Origin of the sequence: Mesorhizobium sp. B2-4-13 (assembly GCF_006658535.1) — a bacterium.
Taxonomy (GTDB): domain Bacteria; phylum Pseudomonadota; class Alphaproteobacteria; order Rhizobiales; family Rhizobiaceae; genus Mesorhizobium; species Mesorhizobium australicum.
This window is the reverse complement of sequence record NZ_VFVB01000004.1, coordinates 464,520-491,046: the sequence shown is the minus strand read 5'-3', so window position 1 is coordinate 491,046 and position 26,527 is coordinate 464,520. Positions and strand designations below refer to the sequence as shown.

Sequence of the window (26,527 nt, the reverse complement as noted above, 5' to 3'; positions counted from 1 at the left end):
CATTGGAAGCACCTAGGATTCAAGGACATCCTTGACGATCGTGGCCAGTTGCTTGAGCGAGAACGGCTTTGGCAGGAAGCCGAAATGCGCCTCCGCCGGCAGGTTCCTGGCGAAAGCGTCCTCGGCATAGCCGGAGACGAAAACGAACTTGATGTCCGGCTGGCGTTTGCGCAACTCTCCGAGCAGGGTCGGCCCGTCCATTTCCGGCATCACCACGTCGGAAACGACGATGTCGACCTTGCCGCCCAGCGCTTCGAACACTTCCAGCGCCTCGACGCCCGAGGATGCCTCGTGAACGGTATAGCCGCGCGAAGTCAGTGCCCGCATGCCGCCCATGCGCACGGCATCCTCATCCTCGACCAGCAGGACCGTCGCCGACCCGGACAGATCCTTGGTGCTATCGGCCGGTTTGACTGCCGCTGCCGCCGGCGCTTCACCGGCTTCGGCTGCCGTTTTCGCTTCCACGATGTGACGCGGCAGGAAGATGCGGAAGGTGGACCCCTTGCCGACTTCGGAATCGCAGAAAATGAAACCGCCGGTCTGCTTGATGATGCCGTAGACCATGGACAGGCCAAGGCCCGTGCCCTTGCCGACCTCCTTGGTGGTGAAGAACGGCTCGAAGATCTTCTTCAGCACGTCGGGCGCGATGCCTGAACCCGTATCCTCGACTTCAACCACCACATAGTCGGCGGCCGCGAGTTCGCGATAGGGAAAGGTCTTGCATTCCTCGGCGGGCACGTTGCGGGTGCGCACGGTGAGATCGCCGCCCGCCGGCATCGCGTCGCGCGCGTTGACCGCCAGGTTGACCACCACTTGCTCGAACTGCCCGATATCGACCTTGACCGGCCACAGGTCGCGGCCGTGGTCGACCTTGAGCTTGATGTCGTTGCCGACCAGCCGGGCAAGCAGCATCCTGAGATCGGCGAGCACGTCGGTGAGGTTCAGCACTTCCGGCCGCAGCGTCTGCTTGCGCGAGAAGGCCAGCAACTGCCTGACCAGGGAGGCCGCGCGATTGGCGTTCTGCTTGATGTTCATGATGTCGGGGAAGGACGGATCCGACGGCCGGTGATTGGTCAAAAGCAGGTCGGACGCCATGATGATGGCGGTCAGCACATTGTTGAAGTCGTGCGCGATGCCACCGGCGAGCTGGCCGACGGCCTGCATCTTCTGGCTTTGCGCCATCTGCCCTTCGAGCGCCTTCTGCTCGGTCGTCTCGACGGCGTAGACGATGGCCGCTTCCTCGGCTCCTTCGCCGCCGGTGCCATCGGCCACGGCGTTGACGTAGAAACGGATATGCCGCTCATCATTGCCGGGCAGCACGGTCTCGATCGGATCGATGTCGGCCTGCCGCTGCCGGGCTTTCTCGAAAGCCGCGGCAAAGGCCGGCCGGTCGCGGTCATGGATCACCGTGTCGAGCCGCACGCGGCGATCCACGGCATCGCGGTCGACCACCGAGGAAAACAGCGACAGGAACGGTGCGTTGGTGCGCAGGATGCGCCCGCTGGCATCGACACCGGCAATCGCCATCGGCGTCGAGTTGAAGAAGCGGGTGAAGCGCACTTCCGAGGCGCGCAGGTCGGCCGAGGCATCCTCGCCCTGTGTGCGGTTGAGCACGATGGTGCGGGTTGGCCCGCCGACGCCCTCACGGCTGGCCGAAACGCGATGCATGAAGCGCACCGGCAGCGCCTCGCCGGTCATCGTCGTCAAGTCGAGATCGATGACCGCATTGCGCGTCGTCCCGGGGTCCGCCTTGACGGAGCGCACCAGCGCCATGCCGTCGCCGGCAACAATATCGGGCAAGGCGACGGCACCGGGGGTGAAGCTGGCGAGATCGATGCCCAGCCATCCGGCGAGCGTGGCGTTGATGTAGGTGACGCGGCCGTCCTGGTCGGCCGAAAAGAAGCCGGCCGGCGCGTGGTCGAGGTGGTCGATTGCCTTCTGCAGATCGAGGAAGAAACGCTCCTGCTCGGCCCGCTCTTGCGAAATGTCGGCGAGCTGCCAGGCCAGCATCGGCAGCCGCTGGCCCGGAACGCTGAACGCGCGGGCGCGTGCCCGGTACCAGCGCGCCCCCGGTTCGGCGCCGGGCCGGATCGATTGCGCGAGCCGGAACTCGCCGTCGCCCGGCTGCCCGTCACGCAAGCCGGACGCCAGCCGGTAAATGGTCACAGAGGCTTCGGGGACATCGGAGAGCAATCCTTCGACCGTCTTCAGGTCGGCGGCCGATGAGGCGCCGGTCATATCGGCATAGGCGCGGTTGGCGTAGACGACGCGACCCTTGGTGTCCGTGACCAGCAGGCCCTGCGACATCGAATCGACGAAGGCCTTGGACAGTTCGTCGCCCGTCGAGCGCGGTGTGATCTGCACGAAGCCGATCGCGGTCGCGAACAGGAAGCCGACACCGATCATCGCCAGCACGCCGAGCATGCCGAGCAGGAACGGATCGCCGAGGCGCTCGCGGAAAAGGCCGAAGACGATTGCGGCGCCCGTCAGGACGACGATGAAGATGATAAGCCGGGTGACCGCGCCCGGTCGCGTATTCTGGTCGACGATCGGTGCCGGATAGAAATCGCCGCGCGCTTCCTTGGCCATATGCCCCCTGCTCATGAAATCCGATGTTCCGACACCCGCCCCCAATGCATGTCGCCCAAAAATGACTTCGGTTTTGGGAAAACGACATGCATGAAAAACACGGACCTGAAACGCGCCGCATGAATCCGTTTCAGCGCGACGCGCTTTAGCCGGTTGAATCACATTCTCCTGGTCTGGAAAAGGCCCGGGCGGCAAATGTCGGATAAAAATGCTGTCGGCTGGCCTTCGCTGTGTTTCAGGCTGTTCACGATGCGTGAAAGGCAACTTGCGGTAGCCAGTCGCAACGGTCTAGTGTCGCGTCACTTTCCAAACCGTTCGGGGGAAACCAATGCAGTGGCTGGATAGCGTGGCGGGTCCCGGTTATGCGGCGGCACTCCTGTGGACCTTCGCGGCGCTGATCCTGCTGGTCATCGTTCTCGTCATCGTCAGGCTCGTGCGCAACCTGACCTTCGGCACGTTTGTCGCCGGCGGCCGCAACCGCAAGACGCGGCTCGCCGTCATGGACGCAACCGCCGTCGACAGCCATCGCCGACTGGTGCTGGTGCGACGCGACGACATCGAACATCTGCTTCTGATCGGCGGCCCGACCGACGTCGTTGTCGAACGCGACATCCGCCTCGCCGCGCCGCGCCGTCCGGCGTTGACCGGAGATGGCGGCCTGCAGCCTGTCCCGGCGGCCGCCGCCCCGGCTGCGAAGCCTCGGTCGCCGCAGCCCGCTCCCGTGCCTCCGAGACAAGCACCCGCTCCGCAGCCGGTGGCCATGGCACAGCCTGCCCGCCAGCGTCCGGCGGCGCCACCACCGGCTCCGGCGCCCGCACCGAAACCAGCGGCGCAAACCTATCAATCGACCAATGTCACGCCGCTGCCTGCCTATGGCTCCGCCAACGCCAATGCCGCCAGGCACACGCCGCCACCGCCGACGCAGGACAGCATCGACGACACGCTGATGAAGGAACTCGAAGTTTCACTCGACCAGCCCCGCTCCGGCGGCCCGGTGGGCAAACCGGCAGCCAAGGCGCCGCCGTCGCTCGACGATGAAATGACCAGGCTGTTGGGCGAACTTTCAAGCCAAAAGAGATGAACTGCGCCTGAGTCAAGAGATGAACTGTCGCCTGCCAGTGACTAGGCTGGCCGGCGTTCAAGCGCGTTCAAATCTGTCGAAGGTGGCACGCATCGAACAGAAATGGCCGGATAACCGGCCATTTGGAAATCAATGCAAAGGCGATCTATCAGTCGTCGCGATAGACTTTTTCACGGCGCTCATGCCGTTCTTGCGCTTCGATCGACAAGGTGGCGATCGGGCGCGCGTCGAGCCGCTTCAAGGCGATCGGCTCACCGGTTTCTTCGCAATAGCCGTAAGTGCCTTCATCGATGCGCTGCAGCGCCGAATCGATCTTCGAGATGAGTTTCCGCTGACGGTCGCGGGCCCTGAGCTCGATGGCGCGGTCGGTTTCCGAAGAGGCGCGGTCGGCGAGGTCGGGATGGTTGGCGTTTTCCTGCTGCAGGATTTCGAGGGTTTCGCGCGCCTCGCGCAAGATGTCATTTTTCCAGGTGACGAGCTTCTGGCGGAAGTAGGATTTCTGCCGTTCGTTCATGAACGGCTCGTCTTCGGAGGGTATGTAATCGGCGGTAACGATGTCGTTCATTCGACTCACCCAACAGCCCCAAATTTGGCGCCTATATATTCGCCACCAGACGCCTGCACAAGCGCAATCAGCCACCGACTCACGCAATTGTTAAAGTGCGTCTCCAGCCTTCTCCGGAGCGGCATAAATCTGTTTTGATGGCGAAAGTACGACGATCCTCGCCCATCGCGTGCAAGTGATTCGCCGTGCTGAAGCACGCGTACCATTGTGCGTGCGGCTTTTCTCGTGGCTAATCGCGGCAGGACTTCAGCTCTCGGGCACCGTTGGAGGTTGGGTGAGCAGGCTTTATCTGTTGCGACACGCCAAGGCCGGCTGGGCCTTGCCGGGCATGCGTGATTTCGATCGTCCGTTGGACGCATCCGGCCGCGCCGATGCCGAAAAAATCGGAACCGCGATGCGTTCCCGCTCCTATGTGCCGGACCTGACGCTGTGCTCCAACGCCAAACGCGCCAGGGAAACCCTCGAGGGTCTGGCCGGCCAGACCGACACAGGCAAGGTGCTGTTTTTCGACGCGCTCTACAGCGAGGACGCGGCCTGCTATCTCCGCCTCGTCCGAGATCATGGCGGCCCCGGTTCATTGCTGGTCATAGGCCACAACCCGATGACGGAGGATCTCGCCATGGCGGTTTCGGGCGATGGCGGCGAGCCGGAGCGGGCAATGCTCAATCACGGCTTTCCAACCACGGGCCTCGCGGTCGTCCGTTTCCCCGGCGATCTGGCGAAAGCGACCCAGGGAGCGGGTTATCTCGAAGCGTTCCTGACACCGGCAGATCCCTGATGCCGATTTCCAGCGCCATTTCAAAGCCGGGTTCCAGCGCCTATATCGGGCGGACGCAAGCCCGAGAGATCATGTTTTGGCATCATCGCTGACCACCTTCACCGACGAGGCAAGAATTGCCCTCGACACATTGTCGGGACGTGCCACCGGACTTTTTTCTCCATCGCTGCGTCTGGGTGTCACGGGTCTCTCCCGCGCCGGCAAGACCGTCTTCATCTCTGCCCTCGTCCACAATCTGATCCACGGCGGACGTCTGCCGCTGTTCGAGGCGCAGAAATCGGGGCGGATCGCGCGCGCCTTCCTCGAACAGCAGCCCGACGACGCCGTGCCGCGTTTTCAATATGAGGACCACATCGCCGCTTTGGTCAACGATCGCGTCTGGCCGGACTCGACCCGCGCCATTTCGGAACTGCGGCTGACGATCGAATATGAATCGGCCTCCGGCTGGAACCGCATGTTCTCGTCGGGCAAGCTGTCGGTCGACATCGTCGATTACCCCGGCGAATGGCTGCTCGACCTGCCGCTGCTCGGCAAATCCTTCGCCGATTTTTCGCGCGAAGCCCTCGAAATGGCCACGCTACCGGTGCGCGAGGACCTTTCGCTGGCCTGGCGAGCGATCTCGGCGGAAATCGACCCGAATGCCGACGCCGAGGAAATGACGGCGCGCCGGCTGGCTGAAAGCTTCGCCGCCTATCTCAAGGCATGCAAGCTCGACGAACGGGCGCTTTCGACCTTGCCGCCCGGCCGTTTCCTGATGCCCGGCGATCTCGAAGGCTCGCCCGCGCTGACTTTCGCGCCGCTGGCCGGCCTGGGCGACAGGCGCGCGCGCAACGGCTCGTTGCACGCCATGATGGAACGGCGCTACGAGGCCTACAAGACGCATGTCGTCAAACCGTTCTTCCGCGAGCACATCACGCGCCTGGACCGCCAGATCGTGCTCATCGACGCCATGCAGGCGCTGAACGCCGGGCCTGGTGCCATGGCCGACCTGGAGCGCGCCGTCACCGAGATCCTCAGCTGTTTTCGCCCCGGCCGGGGCAGCTTCATTACCGACCTTTTCTCCCGGCGTATCGACCGCATCCTGGTCGCGGCGACCAAGGCCGATCATCTGCACCACGAAAGCCATGACCGGTTGCAGGCGATCGTGCGGCGCCTTGCCGACCGCGCCGTGGCGCGGGCGAATTTCACCGGCGCCGATGTCGACGTCGTCGCCATGGCGGCGGTGCGCGCCACCCGCGAAGGCACCGTCAAACAGGGTCGCGAAACATTGCCTGTTATCATCGGCACGCCGATCGCCGGCGAGAAGATCGATGGTGAAACATTCGACGGAAAGACGGAAACAGCTATATTTCCTGGTGATTTACCGGAGAACATTGATGCTGTTTTCGATCTTTCGGGGCCGGATCACAGGCAGGACTCCACGGACCCGGCAATCCGCTTCGTCCGGTTCCGTCCGCCGAAACTCGAACGCACGGCCGAAGGTGTCACGCTGTCGCTGCCCCATATCAGGCTCGACCGCGCCTTGCAGTTCCTGATCGGAGACCATCTGGCATGACCGCGCCCCGCAAACCGGCGGCATTCCGCATCGAGCCGGAAGCCGCGCCGAAACAAGACGCGCCACAAGCCCGCCAGACCGAACCGTCGCGCAGACCGCGCTCCATGAAGGCCGATGTGGCGCTGGTCATCCCGGCGGAGGTCGACGTTTTCGACGAACCGGACGCTATTGCCGCCGAGCCGCCGCCATCGGTCGCCCCCAGAAGGCGCTCGGTTCTCGGCAGCATCTTCTTCGGCGCCTTCGGCGTGCTGGTTTCGCTGGCTGTCGGCCTGTGGACCGACCAGTTGATACGCGATCTCTTTGCCCGCGCCGAATGGCTGGGCTGGCTGGCCGCCGGGATGGCGGCGATTGCGCTGCTGGCGCTGCTGGTAATCCTGATTCGCGAGTTCCTGGCCATCGCCCGCCTCGCCGAGGTCGAAAAGCTGCAGAAGCGCGCGCTCGATGCCATCGCGCGCGACGATCCGAAGGCGGCACGCGCGGTGGTCGACGAGTTGTCGGCCTTTGTCGCGGCCAAACCCGAGACCGCTGCCGGCCGGCGCGCGCTGGCTGAATTGCGCGGCGAGATTATCGACGGCGCCAATCTGGTGCGCCTGGGGGAGGCGGAAATCCTCGGCCCCCTTGATGTCAGGGCCAAGGTGATGATTCTCGAGGCCGCGAAGCGGGTCTCGCTGGTGACGGCGGTGAGCCCGCGCGCGCTGGTCGATGTCGCTTATGTCGTGTTCGAGGCCGGGCGCCTCATCCGCCGGCTGTCGGAACTCTATGGCGGACGGCCCGGAACGCTGGGTTTCTTCCGCCTGGCGCGCAGCGTACTGGCGCATCTGGCGGTCACCGGTTCGATCGCCATCGGCGACAGTTTCGTCCAGCAGATCGTCGGCCACGGCCTGGCGGCCCGCCTCTCGGCAAAGCTGGGCGAAGGCGTCGTCAACGGCATGATGACGGCGCGCATCGGTATCGCCGCGATGGAGACGGCGCGTCCCCTGCCCTTCAGCGCTGCCAGGCGCCCGGGGCTGGGCGATTTCCTCGCCGCATTGACGTCGTTCGCAGCCAAGAAAGACGCCGAAACAGCCGGCTCCGGCAAATAGCGTCCAGCTCTTCGGGACGATGATCGGACTGCTGTTTCGAGGGCCCGCGGTGACGAAGCATTAACCAATCTTCTTCATGGTCGAACCGGTTTCAAATAGCCTCGTTGTTGCCGGGTGTCGTCGATGAAAAGCGTAATTCTGTCCAGCGTCCTGCCCCTGGCGGCGGTGATCACAGCTGTCGTCGGCATTGCCTCGGCGGCCTCTGCCACGGAACCGGACAAGCAGTTTTTCCAGTCGGCCGAAGGCAAATGGGTTGGCCCGGGCGAAATCGTCGCCGGCAAATACAAGGGCACGAAATTCAACTGCAGCTTCACCGGCTCCACGCCGGACGGCAAGATGGGCATGACACTGGACGGCGGTTGCCGGGTCGGCATGTTCACCCAGCCCATGTCGGCCAAGATCGAGCGCAAGGGCCGCGACTACAAGGGTTCCTTCATGGGTGGCGCTGCCGGCGCCGGCCTCGACATCATCGGCGGCAACGTCGTCGACGCCCACAAGGTGGTCTTCACCATCAACCGCAACCAATTGCGCGGTGTGATGCAGGCCCGCATTCCCGACGACAATTCCATGACCGTAACGGTTGCCGTGCGCGTTCAGGACCAGTTGGTGCCCGTCATCGGCATGAGCCTGAAGCGCGTCGATGCCGTGGAAGTCGGCTCCATCGCGCCGAACTGAGCGCACCCTCGCCTCTATTTCTTTACGCTATTCCGGACGGAAAAACACTTTTCCTGGGATTTTCGAATACACCCCACAAAACAAAGAGGCGGCGGCCCATCGCCACCGCCTCCTTGGAAACGGACGAACCAGGCGTCAGCCCTTGATCGCCTTGGTCAGCTCGTCATACGCCTTGCAGGCATCGGCCAGGGTCGTGGAACCCTGATACTTGGTCGTCACCGCCTGAACCTTGGCGGTCAGGTCAGCCGCCGTGGACGGATCCTTGGTGATCGCCTCCTGCAGCGCGGCGGCCATGTCCTGCGCCTTCTTGGTCGCGATCTCGGTCGTGCATTCCGGCGCCTTCGAACAGGCCGAGCCGGCAAGCACCGCCAGCCCGGCGGCAACGAGCAAAAACTTCTTCATGTCAGTCATCTCCTCAAAAGGGTGCGACTTGATCGCCGCTCACCCCCAATGGCCGAAGCCGAGCGTGCTTAGCCTTCGATTGCGGCAACAAGCAACGCGCCCATGGCGTAAACTTGTGTAAAGAGCCTGCAACATTGCGGCGGTTCGAGTTCGATGTCAGCTGGAGCAAAGTTCAACCGCGAGGCTGCAGCAGAGCGAGCACAGCTGTCGATGCAGCAAGGATGGCCGTAACGGTCAACGGCGCCGTGGCACCATAGGTGTCCACGACATAGCCACCGACAACCGCGCCGATCGTGATGGCAACCTGGAAAGAGACGACCATCAGGCTGCCCGCTGCTTCCAGCGCGTCAGGTGCCGCACGCGAGAGATTGGTTGGCAGCACCACCGGCCCCATGCCGAAGGCGAAGCCCCAAAGCGTGACGAATCCGAAGGCAACGCCAATGTGCACGCCCCAAAGCACCAAGGCCAGCGCCGCAACCGCCATTAACGCCGCGGTGACCACGAGAGCCATGTGAATATTGGCATCGGCCATGCGGCCGCCGGCAATGTTGCCGATCACAGCGGCGATGCCAAACCCAAGCAGAGCCAGGGCGATTGGACCGGTTGCAAGCAGCGTGACGTGTTCGAGGAAGGGGCGCACATAGACAGAACCAGCAAAATGCCCCGTCATCAGCAAGACAATGGCCAGCATGCCGATTTGAATGCCGCGCCGCCGTGTAAGCCGAAACACGTCTGCAAGACTGTTGCTTGTTGTCGCCGGCAAGGTCGGCAGGCTGAGCAACTGCGCCAACATGGCCAATACGGCCAGCCCCGCTGTCATGGCCATGGCGCTGCGCCATCCCAGCCAGTCGCTGATCAACGCCCCCAAGGACGGCGCGGCAATGGTGGCGAGCGAGACGCCGAGGGTAACGATAGCCATGCCCCGGCCTGTCGCATTGACGCCGACCAGCCTCGCCACGACGGCAACCGAAAGTGCCCAGAAAGCGCTGAGAGCAATCCCCAGCCCGGCCCGGCCCAACAACAACAGCCAGAAATTGGGTGCCAGCGCCGCAAGAATATTGGAAGCCACCGCCAAAGCCATGAGACCGACCAGCACCGTCTTGCGGTTCAGTCGGCCGATAAGAACATTGCTCAACATGGCCGTCACGGCGCCGACGGAAGCGGTGGCGGTGACGACCTGTCCGGCCGTTCCCTCACTGATACCGAGATCGCGCGCCATTGGCGTCAGCAGGCCTGCGGGCAGGAATTCGGCTGACACCAGGGCAAAGCTGGTGGCCGCCAGTGAAATGACCGCAAACCAGGTGGCTGCACTCCACGCGGCCGGCGTGTCGGCATCAAGGCCAATCGCGGCGTCTTCAAGCTGTAATGTTGTGTCTGTCACGGGAAGATCTCCAAAGTTTGGAGATCTTCATAGACGAGTCCTGTCGGATGATATGTATCTTAAAATCCGAAATTCATGTCTATTCGTCCGGGATTTGTGCGACGCACAATGCCCGGCGAGACATTGGTGATGCGCTTGAACGCGCGAGCGAAGGATGCCTCGGAATCATAGCCCAAACGGGTAGCGACCTCGGCAACCGACAAACCGCTCTGCCCCAACAACTCGCGGGCAAGCTGCATGCGCAGGCGAGCGAGATAGCGTGCGGCACCCTCGCCCAACACTGCGCTGAAACGCGCGGCAAAAATCGATCGCGATTGGCCTGCCACGCTTGCAAGGCTTCCCAGCGTCCAGTCGTGGCCGGGGTCTCGATGCATGGCTGCCAGGGCGCGGCCGATATGGGGGTCGCGGATGGCTGCGAGCCAACCTGTGGTCGAGGCTCCGTTGCAATTGACCCAACAGCGGATGAGCCGGGCTGTCAGCAAATCCGCCATACGCGACAAGATGGTGGCGCTGCCCATCTGCGGTTGTGCGGCCTCCATCGTCATGGCCGCCAGCAAAGGACCAACGACCGGGTCATTGCCGGCCACGTCGCAACCCTTGATGACAGGCGGCATCAACGTGATCAATGGATTGAGCGCACAGGAGTTCAAGGCCATGGAGCCGCAGAAAAGGGTGCTTGTCGCGCCCGTTCCTTCCCGCACCACTTCGCAGACATTGCCCCCTAACTTGATCACCTGGCAGCCCTCGAGCGAGTCGCCCACCACGTCCGGCGCACTCGCCAGCCGATGGGCAATGCCCTGCGGCAGCAGCACCAGATCGCCATCGCGCAACTCTTGCCAGCCCTGCGCTTCGGTATGAATCCAGCATGGACCCTGGCCGACAAAGTGGAAACGAAGCAGCGATTGTCGCGGAAATTCTATGCTCCATGGATGTCGGAGCTCGCAGCGGCCATAGTTGACGCCACTCAGGCGAAAGTCCTGCAGGACTTCGCTAAGCGCGTCCATCGGGATATGGGACGGCGAAGACGACTGGGACGAACGGTCAAGCATGCAGCTGATATAGATGCCGAACGTCCCGCAGACAAGCGGAGACCGTTGTTCCACCGGGGGAGTCGCACCGACAGCACCCTACCTTTCCTGGCAGGCTTCCCGCCCTTGCCTCCCGCTCCCACTGCATGCAAGGAGTGCTATACGACAAAGGGACGGATCATGGCGGCAGAGGCAGCGGGCAGCGATCTCATTCAGGTGGTGGCATTGCTCGCGGCGGGCGTGGTGGCCGTCCCGATCTTCAAGCGCATGGGTCTCGGTTCGATTCTCGGTTACCTGGCCGCCGGCGTGGTGATCGGTCCGTTCGGCCTCGGCGTCTTTTCCGAATCGGGAGCCATCCTCCATGTCGCCGAACTCGGCGTGGTCATGTTCCTGTTCATCATCGGCCTGGAAATGCAGCCGTCGCGGCTCTGGAGCCTGCGCCGCGAGATCTTTGGGCTTGGCGCGCTTCAAGTCGGCGTCTGCGCGGTGCTCTTGACTGGTGTCGGCATGGCCGGAGGGTTTCCGATCGCGCAATCCTTCGTCGCTGGCGCCGGTTTCGTGCTGACCTCGACGGCCATCGTCATGCAGCTTCTGGAAGAACGCGGCGAAATCGCCGGGCCCAAGGGCCAGCGCATCGTCTCCATCCTGCTGCTGGAGGACCTGGCCATCGTGCCGCTGCTCGCCTTGATCGCCTTCCTAGCGCCGGGCGGCGCCGGTACCAGCCTGTCGGAGCGGCTGACCGAGGTCGGCATCGGCATCGCCGCGATCATCGGCCTGGTGGTGGCGGGACGCTACCTCCTCAACCCCTTCTTCCGCATCCTCGCGGATGCTCGTGCGCGCGAAGTGATGACGGCCGCGGCTCTGCTGGTGGTGCTCGGATCGGCGCTTGCCATGCAGCTCAGCGGCCTGTCGATGGCGATGGGCGCGTTCCTGGCCGGCGTGCTGCTCTCGGAATCGACGTTCCGCCATCAGCTCGAAGCCGACATCGAGCCGTTCCGCGGCATCCTGCTCGGCCTGTTCTTCCTGGCGGTCGGCATGTCGCTCGATCTGCATGTGGTGGCCGCGAACTGGAAGCTGATCGCCGTCTACGTCGTCGCCTACATGGTGATGAAGGCTTTCGGCATCTACATTGTCGCCCGCATCCTGAAATCAGGCCACCGCGAGGCACTGGAGCGCGCGGTCTTCATGGCGCAAGGCGGTGAATTCGCCTTTGTGCTCTATTCCGCGGCCGCCGCCGTCGGCATCATCGACGGCCAGGCAAACGCAACGCTGACCGCGATAGTCATCATCTCCATGGTGCTGACGCCGCTGGCGATCATCGCCTTGCGCTATTTCACGCCACGGGACGAGCAGTCGCTGGACGGCGTCGAAGTCGCCGACGGCCTGTCCGGCAGCGTGCTGATCATCGGCTTTGGCCGCTTCGGCCAGATCGCCAGCCAACCCCTGCTCTTGCGCGGCATCGACGTCTCGATCATCGACAACGATGTCGAGATGATCCAGGCGGCCGCCGATTTCGGCTTCAAGGTCTATTATGGCGACGGCACGCGGCTGGACATCCTGCACGCGGCCGGGGCCGGCCGGGCGCGGGCCGTGCTCATTTGCGTCGACAAGCCCGACGCCGCCATCCGCATCGCCGAACTCGTCAAGGCTGAGTTCCCCTTGCTTACGGTGCTGGCCCGTGCGTTCGACCGCGGCACGGCGCTGCAGCTCATCCGCGCCGGCGTCGATTATCAGCTGCGCGAAACCTTCGAATCGGCGCTCGTCTTTGGTGGCTCGACCCTCGAGGCGCTGGGCGTCGATCCCGAGGACGTCGCCGAAACGATCGAGGACGTCAGGCGCCGCGACACGGCCCGGTTCGAGACCCAGCTCGCCGAAGGCATCCGCTCGGGACAGCGTTTCCTGAAAGGCAATATCGGTACGCCGATCCCGACCCCACTCTCGACGCCCCGCCGTCCTGGCCAGGCGCTCAACGAGGAAACGGCCGGCGTCCTGCATAAATCCGAATCGGCGGATTGAGGGAGTTAGGCATGGAATTGGACAGCAGAGCCCTGTCGATCACCAAGTTCTGGCGCGAGGCCGGCGAGGATGCCTGGTTCGAGAAGAACGACGCTTTCGATGCCGATTTCCGCGACCGCTTCCTCGATCTCCACTACGCCGCAGCGCGGCGTGAATGCGATGTCTGGTCAAGCCATGCCGAGGGCTCGCTGGCGCTGATGATCCTGCTCGACCAGTTCCCGCGCAATTGCTTTCGCGGCACCGGCCACATGTTTGCGACCGACCCACTGGCAAAGCATTTTGCGCAAAAGGCGGTCGATGCCGGCCACGATCTGGCATTGGAACCGGAAGTGCGTGTGTTCCTCTATTTGCCGTTCGAACATTCGGAAAATCTTGCGGACCAGGAGCGGTCGGTCGAACTTCATACCGCCAGGGCCGAGTTCAATCTGAAATACGCGCTGGAGCACCGCGACATCATCCAGCGCTTCGGCCGCTTTCCGCACCGCAACCGGATGCTTGGCCGCGAGACCACGGCCGAGGAAAAAGCATTCCTGGATGACGGTGGTTTCTCCGGCTGATCCGCGATTTAGCGCCGCCACCAGTCGCGGCCCGACGGCAGCCGCTCGATGCCGGCCGCATCGACCGCGCTCAGGCGATCGGCCACGCGTTTGCCGCCGACGGCAAGATCCGGCGCGATTTCGGCCAGCGGCGCCAGCACGAAGGCGCGCTCCAGCATGCGCGGGTGCGGCACTTCCAGGCCCGTTTCATGGATGATGCGGTCGCCGAACACCAGGATGTCGATGTCGATGAGGCGCGGCCCCCACCTCTCCTCACGCACGCGTTTGAGCTTTCGCTCGGCATCGAGGCAGAGGTCGAGCAATGCCCGCGGCGACAGCCGCGTCGACAATTCGGCGGCCGCATTGAGGAAATCCGGCTGGTCGAGCTTGCCCCAGGGCGGCGTCCGGTAGAGCGAGGAGACGGCGGCCATGTCGGTATCGGGATCGGCGTCGAGCAGGCGCAACGCGGCTCCCATCGACGCCGCCGGATCGCCCAGATTGCCGCCGAGGCTCAGATAGACGGTGTTATTCGGGCCAGACAACGGTCACCTCGACGTAATCGAGCACGCCAGGCACCGGCGCATTGGGCTTGCGAACGGTGACCTCGGCTTTCCGGATCTGGGGAAAGCGCCCGGTGACAGCCTTCGCGACTTCCAGGGCCAGCGCCTCGATCAGGAAGCGCCGGTGTCCGGTGATGATCTCCTCGATGACGGTGAAGGCGACGCCGTAATTCACCGTTTCCCCGATGGCGTCATCGACGAGCGCGCGTCCCGGCTCGACGGTGAGCGAGGCATCGACATAGAAGCGCTGCCCCAGCGCTTCTTCCTCGTCCAGCACGCCATGCCGGGCAAAGAAGGCGCAATTCTTCATGCGGATGACATACATGGCTCAGCGTTCCGATCCGGTTTCCCGCGCCAGCATAGCATCCGCCACCGCCAGCGCGTCCACGTTGATTGCGACATCATGGACGCGAAACAGATGCGCGCCCTTGAGCCGGAGAATGACGCTGGTCGCCGCCGTGCCGGCCGCCCGGTCGGCGGCGTCGCGGCCGGTGACGGTGCCGATGAAACGCTTTCGCGACGTACCGGCCATCAGCGGGAAGCCGAGCGCGCCAAGCTCGGCAAACCGTGCCATCAGATCGAGGTTTTCCTCCGCCGTCTCCTTGGCGAAGCCGAAGCCGGGGTCGAGCACGACATGGTCGTCGGCGACACCTTGCCCGCGCCCGATTTCAAGCGATTTTCCCAGGAACGCCAGCTGGTCGGCGATCACATCGGGCAGCTTGCCGCGATCCCGTCCGGTATGCATGATGACGAGCCCGGCGCCGGTTTCGGCCGCCACCCGCGCAATGTCGGGCTCGCGCTGCAGACCCCAGACGTCGTTGACGATATGCGCACCGGCCTTGACGGCGAGCCGCGCGGTGTCGGCACGATAGGTGTCGACGGAAATCAGCACGTCGCCGACCTGCGCCAACGCCTCGATCACGGGCAGGATACGGGCCTGCTCCTCACAGGCCGATATCGCGGCGGCGCCCGGGCGGGTCGATTCTCCGCCGACATCGATGACGGCGGCTCCTTCCCCGATCATGCGGCGCGCCTGGGCGAGCGCGGGTTCAGGAGCATCAAACAAGCCGCCATCGGAGAAGCTGTCGGGTGTGACATTGAGGATGCCGACGACCACGGCCTTGCCGCCAAGCTCGAGATGGCGCCCATGCGCCAGTTGCCATCGGCCCGCCGTCATTGCGCTTCAACCATGGGCTCATCAACCAAGATGTCATCAACGATGTGTGATCCGCATTGGATCAATTCCGTTGCGCCGGCGAAGGCCGTAAAGCAAGGTGATTGAAGAGGCAACATGATGATACGATCCCTGCTCTGCGCACTGCTGCTTACCGCCGCCGTTCCGGCGAATGCGGCCAATCTGGTGAAGACATACAGCTATTTCGCCATTGGCGGCAGAACGCTGGAGGATATCGAGCAGCAACTTGCCAAACACGGGCCCCAGGTCAAAAGCACGGGGTCGCGCCACCCTGGCGCCACCCAGATGGCTTTTACGACACGCATCAGCTACGCTAGCCAGCCGGGCTCCTGCCGGATCGCCGACGCGGCCGTCACCGTCAAGGTCAAGGTGATCCTTCCGGAATGGCGCCGCCCGCGCAAAGCCGACGCCGATGTGCGGCTGTTCTGGGATACCTTGTCCGCCGACATCAAGCGCCATGAAGACCGCCATGTCGAGATCGCCCAGAACCACGGCCGCGCGCTGGAAGACGCCCTGAAGGCAGCTTATCCGCAGAAGGATTGCGACGCCGCAAAGGCCAAGGCCGCCGCGATCACGGCGGCCGAGCTTGCCAAACACGACAGGGACCAGGTGCGGTTCGACCGTGTCGAAGGCGCCAATTTCGAAAGCCGCATCCTGCGGCTGCTGCGTTACCGGATGGAGCGCATCGAGAGCGGCCAGTTGCGGCCGCCGGCCTGAATCTCCTCGCCGCCTCCGTTCGCCTGGATGCAAGCCAGCCGGGCGGAAGCGTAGTGCCAGCTTGGAATTTTTTTCGAGCAACGGTCGAAATCGGCCTATACGGAACGACATATCCAGGGTTGCCAAGGGCACAATCCAGAAGCACGGGCATCACGATCGATCACGCCGCGGATGCACCAGACAAGCCCAATGGTGATGCGGCAGCGCAAAGCGCATGGACGAGAAGATTTATGGACCAGGCTGTCGACAAGCAGGCCGTGGCGGCCGTGAGCGCGCCGCTGAGCGAAAGCGAAAAGAACGCCATTATTGGCGGCGTTCTCCTGTCGATGCTGCTGGCAGCCCTCGACCAGACCATCGTCGCGCCCGCCATGCCGACCATCGGGCGCTTGCTCGGCCGTGCCGAATACCTGCCATGGATCGTCACCGGCTACCTCTTGACCGCAACCGCCGTGGCACCGCTCTACGGCAAGATTTCCGACGTCTATGGGCGTCGGCCAACCGTCTACGCGGCAATCCTCATCTTCCTTGCTGGATCGCTGGTCAGCGCACTGGCCCCCAACATGTTCGTCCTCATCCTGGGTCGCGCGATCCAGGGGGCCGGTGGGGGCGGTCTTTTCGCGCTGACGCAGACCGTGGTCGGAGACCTCGTCCCGCCGCGCGAGCGGGCGCGCTATGCGGCGTGGTTTTCCGGTACCTGGGCCGTTGCCAGCGTCGCCGGGCCGCTGCTGGGCGGCACCTTCGCTGAGCATCTGCACTGGTCTCTCATTTTCTGGATCAATATCCCGCTGGGCTTTCTTGCCATGGCGATCATCAACAAGCCGCTCAAGAAGCTGCCCATCGCGGCCAAGAACCACAGCATCGATGGCCTCGGCGCATTGCTGCTGATCGTGGCAACGGCGCTGTTGCTGCTGGCACTGAACTGGGGCGGCAGTGCCTATCCCTGGTTATCGCCGGAAGTCATCGGCGTCCTGGCGTGCTCCGCGCTGTTCTGGGGCGCCTTTGCCTTGCGGCTGATGCGGGCGGCCGAACCGCTCATCTCGCTCGAGGTGCTGGGCAACCCGATCGTCCTGGCCGGCACCCTGTCGATGTTCCTGCTCCAGGCCTCCAGCGTCGGCCTTGCCGTGTATCTGCCGGTCTATCTGCAGTCGATACTCGGCCTCACGGCCAGCGAGTCGGGCATTGCAATGCTTGGTCTTCTGCTTGGAACCGTGGGCGGCGCCGCGTCCAGCGGCCGCCTGATACCACGCTTCACCCATTACAAGCGCATCGCCATGGTCGGCGTCGTCTTCGCCATCCTGTGCACGGGCCTGCTGGCTTTTCTCGCCGGCCATGCATCGCTGCTTGTCGTCGAAGCCCTGACCATCTGTATCGGGCTGGGAACCGGCACGACATTTCCGGTAACCACTGTGTCCGTGCAGAACGCCGTCGACCGCATACATCTTGGCGTAGCGACGGGGGTGCTTACCTTTCTGCGTTCGCTGGGCAGTGCATTGGGGGTGGCGATGCTCGGCGCGGTCGCCCTTGGCTTTGGGTTGCCGCTGGCCGGCGAAGGCGTTCAGGTGGCTGGACATGTCGTATCGGCCCAACCCTTCGTGATGATCTTTCTCGTCGCGGCCGGCACTCTGGGATTGGGCCTCGTCACGCTGACGCTGATGCCCGAGAAAGAACTTCGGGGCCACGTCGACGATCCGGCGCCGATCCTGGCGGAATAACTAGCCGGAAACGCCGAGCTTCTTTTGCAGGCTGGTGGACGAGGTCGTGTACTGGAACACGATGCGCTCGCCGGGGCTGACGATGCGCTTGGCGGCCTGCGCCATCAGCGCCACCTCGTGAAAGCCCGACAGGATCAGCTTCAGCTTGCCCGGGTACCAGTTGATGTCGCCCACCGCGAAGATGCCGGGCACCGAGGTCTGGAACTTCTCGGTATCGACCGGGATCAGGTTCTCGTGGAGATTGAGCCCCCATTCCGCGATCGGGCCGAGCTTCATGGTCAGTCCGAAGAACGGCAGCATGCGGGTGCAAGGCACCTCGATGTCGCCATCCGGGCCGCCCTTGATGGTGGCCGATGACAACTGGCCATCGGCTCCGGTGAGCCCGGTCACCTGACCGACCCTGAATTCCAGCTGCTTCATCTCCTGCATGGCGTACATCTTGTTGACGCTGTCGGGCGCCGCGCGAAACTCGGCCCGCCGGTGAACCAGTGTCACGCTCTTTGCCATCGGCTGCAGGTTCAGCGTCCAGTCGAGCGCCGAGTCGCCGCCGCCAACGATGACAAGGTCATGGCCGCGGAAATCCTCCATCCGGCGCACCGAATAGAAGACGCTCTTGCCCTCATAGGGTTCGATGCCTGGGATGGGCGGGCGCTTCGGCTGGAATGAGCCGCCGCCGGCGGCGATGACCACCACCTTGGCCTCGAATAGCTCGTTCTCGTCCGTGGTGACGCGAAAGCCGCCGTCTTCCAGCTTCTCAAGGCTGGAGACCATGCGGTTATAGGTGAATTCAGGCTGGAACGGCGCGACCTGCTCGAGCAGCTTGTCGACGAGCCCTTGCGCCGAGATCGAGGGCCAGCCGGGAATGTCGTAGATCGGCTTTTCCGGATAAAGTTCCGCGCATTGGCCGCCGGGCTTGTCGAGGATGTCGATCAGGTGGCATTTCAGGTCCAGCAGGCCGAGCTCGAACACGGCGAACAGGCCGACCGGCCCTGCCCCGACAATGAGGACGTCTGTGCTGATGATGCCGGTCATGATGCGCCTCGCTGCGAAAGTCCGGGCGAGACTGCATGACCAGCGGCCCGCTGCCAAGCGTCAGCGGCAAAAATCGCCCGTGCTGGCTTCAGCCCTGACGCTCGGGCACCCGGACGATCAGGCCGTCGAGCGCGTCGCGTACCTTGATCTGGCAGGACAGGCGCGAGTTCGGCTGGACGTCGTAGGCGAAGTCCAGCATGTCTTCCTCCATCGCCTCGGGCTCGCCGACTTCGGCCGTCCATGCCTCATCGACATAGACATGGCAGGTCGCGCAGGCGCAGGCGCCGCCGCACTCCGCCTCGATGCCCGGGACAGCGTTGCGGATGGCGTTCTCCATGACCGTCGAGCCGTTTTCGGCGTCCACGTCGAAATGTGTGCCGTCATGGGCGATGAAGGTCAGTTTGGTCATTTGTCACCTAAAGGGAGTTTCGCCCCGGACGAAGGGAGTTCGCCCGAGGGGAAAGCGAGTTTCGCCCGAGATAATCACTCCGGCAAACAAGTCAACTGCCGTGCGAAAGCGGCGCTCCGTGACGTTTTTGTCGCAAACCTGGATCAGCGATTGATGGCGGCGATGAAGTCGCGCACTTCGTCGATCAGCCTGCCGAGCCGCTTGAGCGTCTGGGCGTCCTCCGGGCGATGCTCGATATCGGTGACGCAATCGGCGATGGCGAAGGCACCCACGCCACGGGCCGACCCTTTCAAACCATGAGCCAGCAGGAGCCGGTCCTTGATGTCGGCATCGACTATTTTGTCGCGTACCGACAGTGCCTGCTGTACAAACAGCGCCAGCACCTCTTGCTCGAGGGCGCGGTCGCCCATCGTTTGCCGGGCAAGGTGTGCCAAATCGACCGGTCGGGACTGCCTCGTTCCCGATACGTCGCCCCCCGGCATTGAGAAGGCAATGCCGCTTTCGCCACGCATGAACTCGAACTCCATTTTCTTCGATCGCCTGAAAAACCTAGGCGAATCCAGTGGACAACGGGTTAATGGATGGCCCGGAAAAATGTTGCGAAAGCGGCGCCCAAATCACGCTTCCGTTAACCTTATATTTAAAGTTTTACGTATCCCGCGGAATGCATGTTTTCTTTACCCCCCTGTGTCATTACGATACGAGGGTCCATTTTCAGCCTCCTGCGCGGGGGTAAGACAAGCACAATTATAAGCCCCCGCGGCAGCTAGTACAGGGTAGCGAAGGCATGGCGAAGAAACCAACAACGACCAGAACTCTCGACAGCGACGTAGCCAGGGAACTCGAAAAAGCGCTCGATCTCGACCTGAGCGGCGATACCGATAGCGGCGACCTCGATATCGCGGCCTCGATGGAAGATCTGGAAGCGCAGATATCACAGGCCGCCGACGAACTGGCACGCGAGGGACGCAATCAGCAGCCGGCGCCCGTCGTCAATCAGCCCCAGGCCGCGAAGCCCGCGCCAAACGCCAAGCCGGCCGAACTTCGCCCGGTCGAGACGCGCAATGGTGGCCAGCCCGCCGGCTTCGCGCCAGCCAACGACGATCGTCAGAAAGATTACAAGACCCTTCTGCACAGCCTGAACAGGCGCGCCTCCAACACCATTTACTGGGTCATCGCCTTTGTCTCGCTTGCCTGGATCGCGGGCGCCGGCGGACTGGCGAACCTGCTTTTTGGACCGGGCATCTGGCGGATCCGCACGCTGGACCAGTTCTTCGCCCGCCCCGAACTGATCGGCCTTGCCGTCGCGGCTATCGTGCCTGTCATCCTGTTCTGGGCCTTCGCGACGATGATTCGCCGCGCTCAGGACATGCGCATCGCCGCGCAATCGATGACGGAAGTGGCCTTCCGCCTGACCGAGCCGGAAAACATGGCCCAGGATCGCGTCATGATGATCGGCCAGGCCGTCCGCCGCGAGGTGGCTGCCATGGGCGAAGGCATCGAACGCACCCTTGCCCGTGCCGTCGAATTGGAGACGCTGGTCCACAGCGAGGTCAACCAGATCGAGCGCTCCTATTCGGAAAACGAAACCCGCATCAGGTCGCTGGTCGACGGATTGGGCAGCGAACGCGAAGCAGTGGTCACCCATGCCGAACGCGTCCGCGCCTCGATCTCCGGCGCGCACGAGACGCTGCGCGATGAAATCGGCGCGGCAAGCGACATCATCCGTGACAGCATCCTCAACGCGTCGACCAAACTGTCGATGACGATCACCAATTCCGGCGACACGCTGATCGACCGCATCAACGAAAGCTCGATGTCGATCTTCGATTCGGTGGAGGGCCGGCTCGACAACATTACCGACAGGCTTTCAACCTCCGGCGAGGCTTTCGCCAGCCTGCTCGACACCCGTATCGCCAAGCTGACGGACACCACGGACGGCTTGACCCGTTCGTTGACGGACCTGCTCGACGATCGCACCACCGGCATGGTGTCGCTGCTCGGCGGCGCCGCGCGCACCCTCAATTCCGAGTTCGAGGCCAGCCTCAACGGCATCGAACGCACCTTGGCCGAACGCGGCCAGGCGCTGATCAGCGAATTTCAGACCCGCGCCGAAGCGCTGGACACCGGCACCCAGAAGCTCAATGCCGCGCTGGAAGCCCGCGCCCGCCAGATCAACGAAACGCTAGTCGAGCGCGCGCGCGAAATCGCCCACACCTTCGCCGAGAGCAAGGACACGCTGTCGGCCATGATCGATCAGGGCAAGACCCAGATCGGCGCCGACATGGCCGACATCGTCACCTCGACCTCTTCCATGCTCGAAGCGCGCGCCAGCGATTTCGCCGGCCGCATGGAGGCAGCCCGCCACGTCGTGTCGCGCTCCTTCGACGCCGACATCCAGCGGCTCGCCGACGCGCGCGTCGGTATCGAAGAAGCCGTCGAAAACCACAGCCGCAAGCTCTCCGAGAGCCGCGAGCGCATGGCGGCAGCCATGCAGGCGGACCTGGAGAAATTCGATGAAGGCCGCGCCGGCATCGATGCGGCGGTGACCAACCAGGTGCAGAGGCTGGCCGAAGGCCGCAGCCTGATAGCGCGTGCGCTCGAAGAAGACCTGCGCAAGGTAAACGAATCGCGTGCCGCCATCGATGCGTCGCTCGGCAGCCACCTCGAAAGGCTGGAAGAAGGCCGCAACCGGCTCTCACTGGCTCTCAACGAAGACTCCGGAAAATTGGTGCAAGCTCGTACCATCATTGATGAAATGGTGGCCGGGCATGTTGGAAAACTGGCCGAAGGCCGCAACATTTTGTCGCGCGCCTTGGAGGCCGATCTCGGCAAATTGTCCGAGAGCCGCGCCGACATTGACGGCCTTGTCGCCGGCCAGGTCGAGAAAATCGCCGAGGGCCGCGCGGTGCTCGCCAAGGCGCTGGAAAACGACATTGCTGGTATCAAGAACCTCATCGAGGCGCATTCGGCGAAACTGGCCGAGGACCGCACGCAGCTTGGCCGTTCGCTCGAAAGCGACCTGTCGGGGATACGCGGGCTGATCGACAGCCATTCGGGACGCCTGGCGGAAGACCGCGGCCTGCTGTCGCAGACGCTCGAAGCCGACCTCGCCAAGCTGGCCGAAAGCCGCTCCAGCATCGACGGTCTGGTCGCCGGCCAGGTCGAGAAGCTCGCCGAGGGCCGCGACATCCTCAAGCGTGCGCTGGAATCCGACCTCAATACGATCAAGAACGTCATATCAAGCCAGTCGGACAGGCTGGCCGAGGATCGCGGGCAGCTCTCACGTGTTCTGGAAGCCGATCTGCAGAATGTGAACAGCGTCATCGCCGACCACATGAACAGGCTGGTTCAGGATCGCTCGACCTTGTCGAAGGCGCTGGAGGACGATCTCGCCAAGCTGGCCGAAAGCCGCTCCGGCATCGACGGTCTGGTCGCCGGTCAGGTCGAGAAGCTCGCCGAGGGCCGCGATATCCTGCGCCGCGCATTGGAAGCCGACCTCAGCACGGTCAGAAACACCGTTGCCGACCAGTCCCAGAAGCTGGTCGACGACCGCGCCCAGTTCGCCCGCGCGCTGGAGGCCGATCTCGAAACTGTCAACAGCCTTGTCAACAGCCACTCGGACCGACTTGCCCAAGAGCGATCGACACTGTCAAAGGCGCTTGAGGCCGATCTCGAGGCTGTCGGCAGCCACGTCAGCAGTCACGCGGAACGGCTTGTGCAGGAGCGTTCGACCTTGTCGAAGGCGCTTGAGGCCGACCTTGAGACTGTCGGCACCCACGTCAACAATCATGCGGAACGGCTTGTGCAGGAGCGTTCGACCTTGTCGAAGGCTCTCGAGGACGATCTTGCCAAGCTGGCCGAAAGCCGCTCCAGCATCGACGGTCTGGTCGCCGGCCAGGTCGAGAAACTTGCCGAGGGCCGCGATGTCCTCAAGCGTGCGCTGGAGGCAGACCTTGCCAAGCTGGCCGAAAGCCGCTCCAGCATCGACGGTCTGGTCGCCGGCCAGGTCGAGAAGCTCGCCGAAGGCCGCGACATTCTCAAGCGCGCCCTCGAAGCCGACCTGCAGAAGCTTTCCGAAAGCCGCGGCGACATCGACGATATCATCGCCGGACATGTCGGCAAGTTGTCCGAAGGCCGCAACATGCTCAGCCGCGCGCTGGAAGATGATCTCGGCAAGCTCGCCGAGAGCCGCAAGGAGGTCGATCGTTCGCTGTCCGGCCACATCGACCAGATCGCGGCCAGGAGCACGGACATTTCCGCCGCGATCGCCGCCGATGTCGACAAGATCGAGCAGGCGTTCAGCCGCCAGACCGGCATCATCGAGGAACGCGCCGGCACCATGGAGCGCGCGCTCTCGACTGGTGTCGACAACGTCCGCAACGTGCTCGAGAAGAGCGCTGTCTTCGTCGCCGGCGCATTGCGCGAAAAGGTGTTGGAAGTCACCAGCACGCTGCACGAACAGGCCGGTGCGGCTTTCAGCGACGCCGATCGCAAGATCGCCGAGCGCGCCGAGCAGACGTCCGCCGCCCTGCTGGCCCGGGCCGAAGACATCGCCCGCACCTTCGAGGAGGCCGATCGTCGCCTCCACGCCCGTGCGGAGGATACGTCGAACGCCCTGCTCGCCCGCGCCGATGACACCTCCAGCTCGCTGCTGGCCCGTGCCCACGAAACCGCCGATCAACTCGCTGCCCGCGCCGGCGAGATCGCCGGCACCTTCGACATGGCCGACCAGAAGCTTGCCGCCCGCGCCCAGGAAACCGCCGATCAGCTGGCCGCCCGCGCAAGCGAGATTGCCGGCACGTTCGACGCGGCCGACCAGAAGCTGGTCGCCCGTGCCGTGGAAACGGCGCAGTCGCTGGCCGCCCGCGCCGGCGACATCCTGCGGAACTTCGAAAGCGCCGACCAGCGGCTCGGCATGCGCATCGGCGAATCCGCCGAGGCGCTCGCCGCCCGCGCGTCGGACCTCGGTCGTATCTTCGATGCCGCCGACCAGCACTTGGTCTCGCGCATCGCCGAGGGTTCGGACGCGCTGTCCAGCCGGGCATCCGAAATCGCCCGCATCTTCGACGACGCCGACCAGCGCCTGGTTTCGCGCATCGCCGACAGCACCTCGACGATCGGCGAGCATGCGCAGACCATTGTCGGCGCCTTTGCAAGCACCGAGCAGCGGGTCGCCGATCGCGCCCGCCAGACCGGTCAGGAGCTGGCCGTGCACGCCCGCGAAATCGAGCAGGCACTTGCTGGCGCCGACGAGCGTCTTGCATCGAGCGCGGCGGCAGCGGCCGCCCGTGTCGAAGAACAGATCGCTGGGGTCGAAAACCGGCTCGCCTACACCACCGAGACGATGGGCCAGAAGCTCAACGAGCAGGTGTCGAGTGCCGAGGCACAACTCGTATCGCGTGCCAATGTGATCGCGGAAACCTTTACCGCGGTCGGACAACATATCGGCCAGAGCACCAATGACGCGGCCAAGACGATCGGCGCCAACACCCGCGAGCTCAACACCATGCTCGCGGCGCGGTCGGCCGAGATGTCGAAGATCCTCGACGAAACCGCGCGGCCTTTGGTCGAGCGCTTCGCCCAGGGCGGCTCGGAACTGCAGAAGAGCATGGAAGAGGTCACGGAACGCGCGACCGAGAAGCTGCGCAGCGAGAATGCAGCCCTGGTCAACGCACTGGCCAGCCGCACCGCCGAAACCTTGTCGGCGGTCGAAGGCGCCCGCTCGTCGCTATCCGACAGCGTCGCCGATCTGATCGGCCGCATGACCAAGTCCAGCTCGCAGCTCGGTCAGCTGATCGAGCAGGCCGCGGTCAACCTCGGCGAGGTCGACGAACGTCTGACCGGCAGCACGCAAAGCTTCGCGGCGACCACCGAAAAGGCGGCGCAGACCTTTGCCAGCTCGGCGCGTCTGGTCGATTCCAACACGACGAGGCTGACGGAACTGTCGTCGTCGACCTTGCGCGAAGTCGCCTCGATCGCCACCAAGTTCGATGAACACAGCCGCTTGCTGGCCAGCGCCTCGGACCTGTTGAGCTCGGCCCAGAGCAACCTCGAACACACGCTGGAAAGGCAGTCCTCACTTGAGGACCTCGCCGTCGGCCTGGTCAAGAAGTCGGAAGATCTCGAACGGGTCATGCGCTCGTTCGAAAATCTCGTCGGCCAGACCCTGCAGAACGCCGAGGGCAAGACGATGGAGTCCGCCGACAAGATCCGCAACGCCATCACCGACGTCGTCGATTCGGCAACCAAGCGTTTCGCCGATGCGACCGAGGAGATGCGGCGCACCGCGGGCTCGATCAAGAGTGAACTCGACCTCACCCGCGCCGAGCTCAAGAAGGGCGTCATCGAGATGCCGGAAGAGGCAAAGGAGTCGACATCGGCCATCCGCCGCGCGGTTTCCGAGCAGATCAACGCCTTGAAGGAGCTTTCGGACATCGTGGCGAAGTCCGGTCGTGGCGGCGACACTTCAGAACCGCGGCCCTTGCGCCCTGCGCCGCAGGCACCGGCGGCACGCGCCGCCGAGCCGCCCCGTCGCGCCCCGGCACCGCAGGCGGATCTGCGCCCGCCACAGGCGCCACTGGGCGGCGCGGGACTGCGCGGCACGCTCGATCTGGAGCGCCCGGCTGAGGCAGCACCGCGCCAGCGTGCCACCGACGCCACTGCCCGCGCGCCGCAAGGCGGCTGGGTGCGCGATCTCTTGACCGCCGCGTCGAACGATGCCGAGCTCAGGCCAGCGGCTCCCCAGGCGCCAGCGGAAGCCCCGCGCGCGGCCCCTGCCCAGCGTTCGCCGGCGCATGTCGTGGAATCGCTGAACTCGCTATCCGTCGATATCGCGCGGGCCATCGACCACGATGCCTCGATCGAGCTGTGGAACCGCTACCGGCGCGGCGAGCGTGACGTGTTCACGCGCAGGCTCTACACGCTCAAGGGCCAGCAGACGTTCGATGAAATCCGCCGCAAGTACCAGGCGGAGGCCGAATTCCGCACCGCCGTCGACCGCTATTGCGACGATTTCGAGAAGCTGCTCAAGGATGTCTCTCGCAACGACCGCGACAACATCATGGCGCAGACCTATCTCACGTCGGACACCGGCAAGGTCTACACCATGCTGGCCCATGCCAGCGGCCGCCTGCATTAGGCGGTCGGTAAGATCAAAGACGAAGTGAAAGGCGGGAGGTTTCCCGCCTTTTTCAACCATCACATTGCGAAGC

21 protein-coding genes are annotated in these 26,527 nt (G+C 64.0%); 10 read left to right on the top strand and 11 right to left on the bottom strand.

Annotation, left to right across the window (positions count from 1 at the left end):
* Positions 1-12: 12 nt before the first annotated feature.
* Positions 13-2,589: an ATP-binding protein gene (locus FJ936_RS14255; RefSeq protein ID WP_140792596.1), complete on the bottom strand. Its 2,577-nt coding sequence runs from the start codon at positions 2,587-2,589 to the stop codon at positions 13-15.
* 328 nt (positions 2,590-2,917) lie between these two features.
* Between FJ936_RS14255 and FJ936_RS14250 the strand changes: the two genes are divergently transcribed.
* A complete protein-coding gene (locus FJ936_RS14250; protein WP_140616290.1) occupies positions 2,918-3,670 on the top strand; it encodes a flagellar biosynthetic protein FliO in 753 nt (250 codons plus the stop codon).
* Between the two features lie 148 nt (positions 3,671-3,818).
* Here FJ936_RS14250 and dksA read toward each other — a convergent pair whose 3' ends face one another.
* Positions 3,819-4,235: an RNA polymerase-binding protein DksA gene (dksA, locus tag FJ936_RS14245; RefSeq protein WP_140792588.1), complete on the bottom strand. Its 417-nt coding sequence runs from the start codon at positions 4,233-4,235 to the stop codon at positions 3,819-3,821.
* A gap of 274 nt (positions 4,236-4,509) precedes the next feature.
* On the opposite strand from dksA, the gene FJ936_RS14240 reads away from it, so the two are divergent.
* The 4 genes from FJ936_RS14240 (at position 4,510) to FJ936_RS14225 (ending at position 8,325) form a co-directional block, all read left to right on the top strand.
* The gene (locus FJ936_RS14240; protein WP_140792590.1) at positions 4,510-5,013 is read left to right on the top strand and encodes a histidine phosphatase family protein; all 504 of its coding nucleotides are present in this window, start codon (positions 4,510-4,512) and stop codon (positions 5,011-5,013) included.
* A 76-nt stretch (positions 5,014-5,089) separates the two neighbouring features.
* Positions 5,090-6,568, top strand: coding sequence for a YcjX family protein (locus FJ936_RS14235; RefSeq protein ID WP_140726827.1), 1,479 nt, complete (start codon positions 5,090-5,092; stop codon positions 6,566-6,568).
* The gene (locus tag FJ936_RS14230; RefSeq protein WP_140726824.1) at positions 6,565-7,650 is read left to right on the top strand and encodes a TIGR01620 family protein; all 1,086 of its coding nucleotides are present in this window, start codon (positions 6,565-6,567) and stop codon (positions 7,648-7,650) included. Before FJ936_RS14235 ends, FJ936_RS14230 begins: the two co-directional genes overlap by 4 nt.
* A gap of 123 nt (positions 7,651-7,773) precedes the next feature.
* On the top strand, positions 7,774-8,325 hold the full coding sequence (locus tag FJ936_RS14225) for a hypothetical protein (protein WP_015317684.1): 552 nt from the start codon (positions 7,774-7,776) through the stop codon (positions 8,323-8,325).
* A 135-nt stretch (positions 8,326-8,460) separates the two neighbouring features.
* On the opposite strand, the gene FJ936_RS14220 is transcribed toward FJ936_RS14225, so the two are convergent.
* The 3 genes from FJ936_RS14220 to FJ936_RS14210 all read right to left on the bottom strand — a co-directional run bounded on the left by FJ936_RS14220 (position 8,461) and on the right by FJ936_RS14210 (position 11,157).
* Positions 8,461-8,727 (bottom strand): hypothetical protein, encoded by a 267-nt coding sequence (locus tag FJ936_RS14220; protein WP_141906698.1) that lies wholly within the window; start codon positions 8,725-8,727, stop codon positions 8,461-8,463.
* 172 nt (positions 8,728-8,899) lie between these two features.
* Complete coding sequence (locus FJ936_RS14215) at positions 8,900-10,108, bottom strand: MFS transporter (RefSeq protein ID WP_141906697.1); 1,209 nt, start codon at positions 10,106-10,108, stop codon at positions 8,900-8,902.
* Positions 10,109-10,167: 59 nt separating this feature from the next.
* Positions 10,168-11,157, bottom strand: a complete 990-nt coding sequence (locus tag FJ936_RS14210) for an AraC family transcriptional regulator (protein ID WP_181763136.1) — start codon at positions 11,155-11,157, stop codon at positions 10,168-10,170.
* Between the two features lie 159 nt (positions 11,158-11,316).
* On the opposite strand from FJ936_RS14210, the gene FJ936_RS14205 reads away from it, so the two are divergent.
* A complete protein-coding gene (locus FJ936_RS14205; RefSeq protein ID WP_141906695.1) occupies positions 11,317-13,152 on the top strand; it encodes a monovalent cation:proton antiporter-2 (CPA2) family protein in 1,836 nt (611 codons plus the stop codon).
* 11 nt (positions 13,153-13,163) lie between these two features.
* On the top strand, positions 13,164-13,709 hold the full coding sequence (locus FJ936_RS14200) for a DUF924 family protein (protein WP_141906694.1): 546 nt from the start codon (positions 13,164-13,166) through the stop codon (positions 13,707-13,709).
* A gap of 8 nt (positions 13,710-13,717) precedes the next feature.
* Here the strand turns inward: FJ936_RS14200 and folK are convergent, their stop codons facing one another.
* From folK to folP, 3 genes are read right to left on the bottom strand one after another with little or no spacing between them, the layout of a single operon-like run.
* A complete protein-coding gene (gene folK / locus FJ936_RS14195) occupies positions 13,718-14,230 on the bottom strand; it encodes a 2-amino-4-hydroxy-6-hydroxymethyldihydropteridine diphosphokinase (protein ID WP_015317678.1) in 513 nt (170 codons plus the stop codon).
* On the bottom strand, positions 14,214-14,573 hold the full coding sequence (gene folB / locus FJ936_RS14190) for a dihydroneopterin aldolase (RefSeq protein ID WP_141906693.1): 360 nt from the start codon (positions 14,571-14,573) through the stop codon (positions 14,214-14,216). Before folB ends, folK begins: the two co-directional genes overlap by 17 nt.
* Positions 14,574-14,576: 3 nt before the next feature.
* A complete protein-coding gene (folP, locus tag FJ936_RS14185; protein WP_141906692.1) occupies positions 14,577-15,425 on the bottom strand; it encodes a dihydropteroate synthase in 849 nt (282 codons plus the stop codon).
* Between the two features lie 114 nt (positions 15,426-15,539).
* Between folP and FJ936_RS14180 the strand changes: the two genes are divergently transcribed.
* Together FJ936_RS14180 and FJ936_RS14175 are read left to right on the top strand one after the other, a co-directional pair.
* On the top strand, positions 15,540-16,160 hold the full coding sequence (locus FJ936_RS14180; RefSeq protein ID WP_141906691.1) for a DUF922 domain-containing protein: 621 nt from the start codon (positions 15,540-15,542) through the stop codon (positions 16,158-16,160).
* A 230-nt stretch (positions 16,161-16,390) separates the two neighbouring features.
* The gene (locus FJ936_RS14175; RefSeq protein WP_141906690.1) at positions 16,391-17,872 is read left to right on the top strand and encodes an MDR family MFS transporter; all 1,482 of its coding nucleotides are present in this window, start codon (positions 16,391-16,393) and stop codon (positions 17,870-17,872) included.
* Here the strand turns inward: FJ936_RS14175 and FJ936_RS14170 are convergent, their stop codons facing one another.
* The 3 genes from FJ936_RS14170 to FJ936_RS14160 all read right to left on the bottom strand — a co-directional run bounded on the left by FJ936_RS14170 (position 17,873) and on the right by FJ936_RS14160 (position 19,825).
* Positions 17,873-18,904, bottom strand: a complete 1,032-nt coding sequence (locus FJ936_RS14170) for an NAD(P)/FAD-dependent oxidoreductase (protein ID WP_141906689.1) — start codon at positions 18,902-18,904, stop codon at positions 17,873-17,875.
* A gap of 88 nt (positions 18,905-18,992) precedes the next feature.
* On the bottom strand, positions 18,993-19,313 hold the full coding sequence (locus FJ936_RS14165; protein ID WP_015317672.1) for a 2Fe-2S iron-sulfur cluster-binding protein: 321 nt from the start codon (positions 19,311-19,313) through the stop codon (positions 18,993-18,995).
* Between the two features lie 143 nt (positions 19,314-19,456).
* Positions 19,457-19,825, bottom strand: a complete 369-nt coding sequence (locus FJ936_RS14160) for an Hpt domain-containing protein (RefSeq protein ID WP_015317671.1) — start codon at positions 19,823-19,825, stop codon at positions 19,457-19,459.
* Between the two features lie 275 nt (positions 19,826-20,100).
* On the opposite strand from FJ936_RS14160, the gene FJ936_RS14155 reads away from it, so the two are divergent.
* Complete coding sequence (locus tag FJ936_RS14155) at positions 20,101-26,454, top strand: kinesin (RefSeq protein ID WP_141906688.1); 6,354 nt, start codon at positions 20,101-20,103, stop codon at positions 26,452-26,454.
* The last annotated feature ends 73 nt before the right edge of the window (positions 26,455-26,527 follow it).

What these genes read in the sequence shown, in the direction of transcription:
- FJ936_RS14175 (WP_141906690.1), top strand. Translation starts at nt 16,391, where the DNA reads ATGGACCAGGCTGTCGACAAGCAGGCCGTGGCGGCCGTGAGCGCGCCG.
- folP (WP_141906692.1), bottom strand. Translation starts at nt 15,425, where the DNA reads ATGACGGCGGGCCGATGGCAACTGGCGCATGGGCGCCATCTCGAGCTT.
- FJ936_RS14210 (WP_181763136.1), bottom strand. Translation starts at nt 11,157, where the DNA reads ATGCTTGACCGTTCGTCCCAGTCGTCTTCGCCGTCCCATATCCCGATG.
- FJ936_RS14250 (WP_140616290.1), top strand. Translation starts at nt 2,918, where the DNA reads ATGCAGTGGCTGGATAGCGTGGCGGGTCCCGGTTATGCGGCGGCACTC.
- FJ936_RS14225 (WP_015317684.1), top strand. Translation starts at nt 7,774, where the DNA reads ATGAAAAGCGTAATTCTGTCCAGCGTCCTGCCCCTGGCGGCGGTGATC.
- FJ936_RS14205 (WP_141906695.1), top strand. Translation starts at nt 11,317, where the DNA reads ATGGCGGCAGAGGCAGCGGGCAGCGATCTCATTCAGGTGGTGGCATTG.
- dksA (WP_140792588.1), bottom strand. Translation starts at nt 4,235, where the DNA reads ATGAACGACATCGTTACCGCCGATTACATACCCTCCGAAGACGAGCCG.
- FJ936_RS14155 (WP_141906688.1), top strand. Translation starts at nt 20,101, where the DNA reads ATGGCGAAGAAACCAACAACGACCAGAACTCTCGACAGCGACGTAGCC.
- FJ936_RS14230 (WP_140726824.1), top strand. Translation starts at nt 6,565, where the DNA reads ATGACCGCGCCCCGCAAACCGGCGGCATTCCGCATCGAGCCGGAAGCC.
- FJ936_RS14180 (WP_141906691.1), top strand. Translation starts at nt 15,540, where the DNA reads ATGATGATACGATCCCTGCTCTGCGCACTGCTGCTTACCGCCGCCGTT.
- FJ936_RS14170 (WP_141906689.1), bottom strand. Translation starts at nt 18,904, where the DNA reads ATGACCGGCATCATCAGCACAGACGTCCTCATTGTCGGGGCAGGGCCG.
- FJ936_RS14165 (WP_015317672.1), bottom strand. Translation starts at nt 19,313, where the DNA reads ATGACCAAACTGACCTTCATCGCCCATGACGGCACACATTTCGACGTG.
- FJ936_RS14255 (WP_140792596.1), bottom strand. Translation starts at nt 2,589, where the DNA reads ATGGCCAAGGAAGCGCGCGGCGATTTCTATCCGGCACCGATCGTCGAC.
- FJ936_RS14160 (WP_015317671.1), bottom strand. Translation starts at nt 19,825, where the DNA reads ATGCGTGGCGAAAGCGGCATTGCCTTCTCAATGCCGGGGGGCGACGTA.
- FJ936_RS14220 (WP_141906698.1), bottom strand. Translation starts at nt 8,727, where the DNA reads ATGAAGAAGTTTTTGCTCGTTGCCGCCGGGCTGGCGGTGCTTGCCGGC.
- folB (WP_141906693.1), bottom strand. Translation starts at nt 14,573, where the DNA reads ATGTATGTCATCCGCATGAAGAATTGCGCCTTCTTTGCCCGGCATGGC.
- FJ936_RS14200 (WP_141906694.1), top strand. Translation starts at nt 13,164, where the DNA reads ATGGAATTGGACAGCAGAGCCCTGTCGATCACCAAGTTCTGGCGCGAG.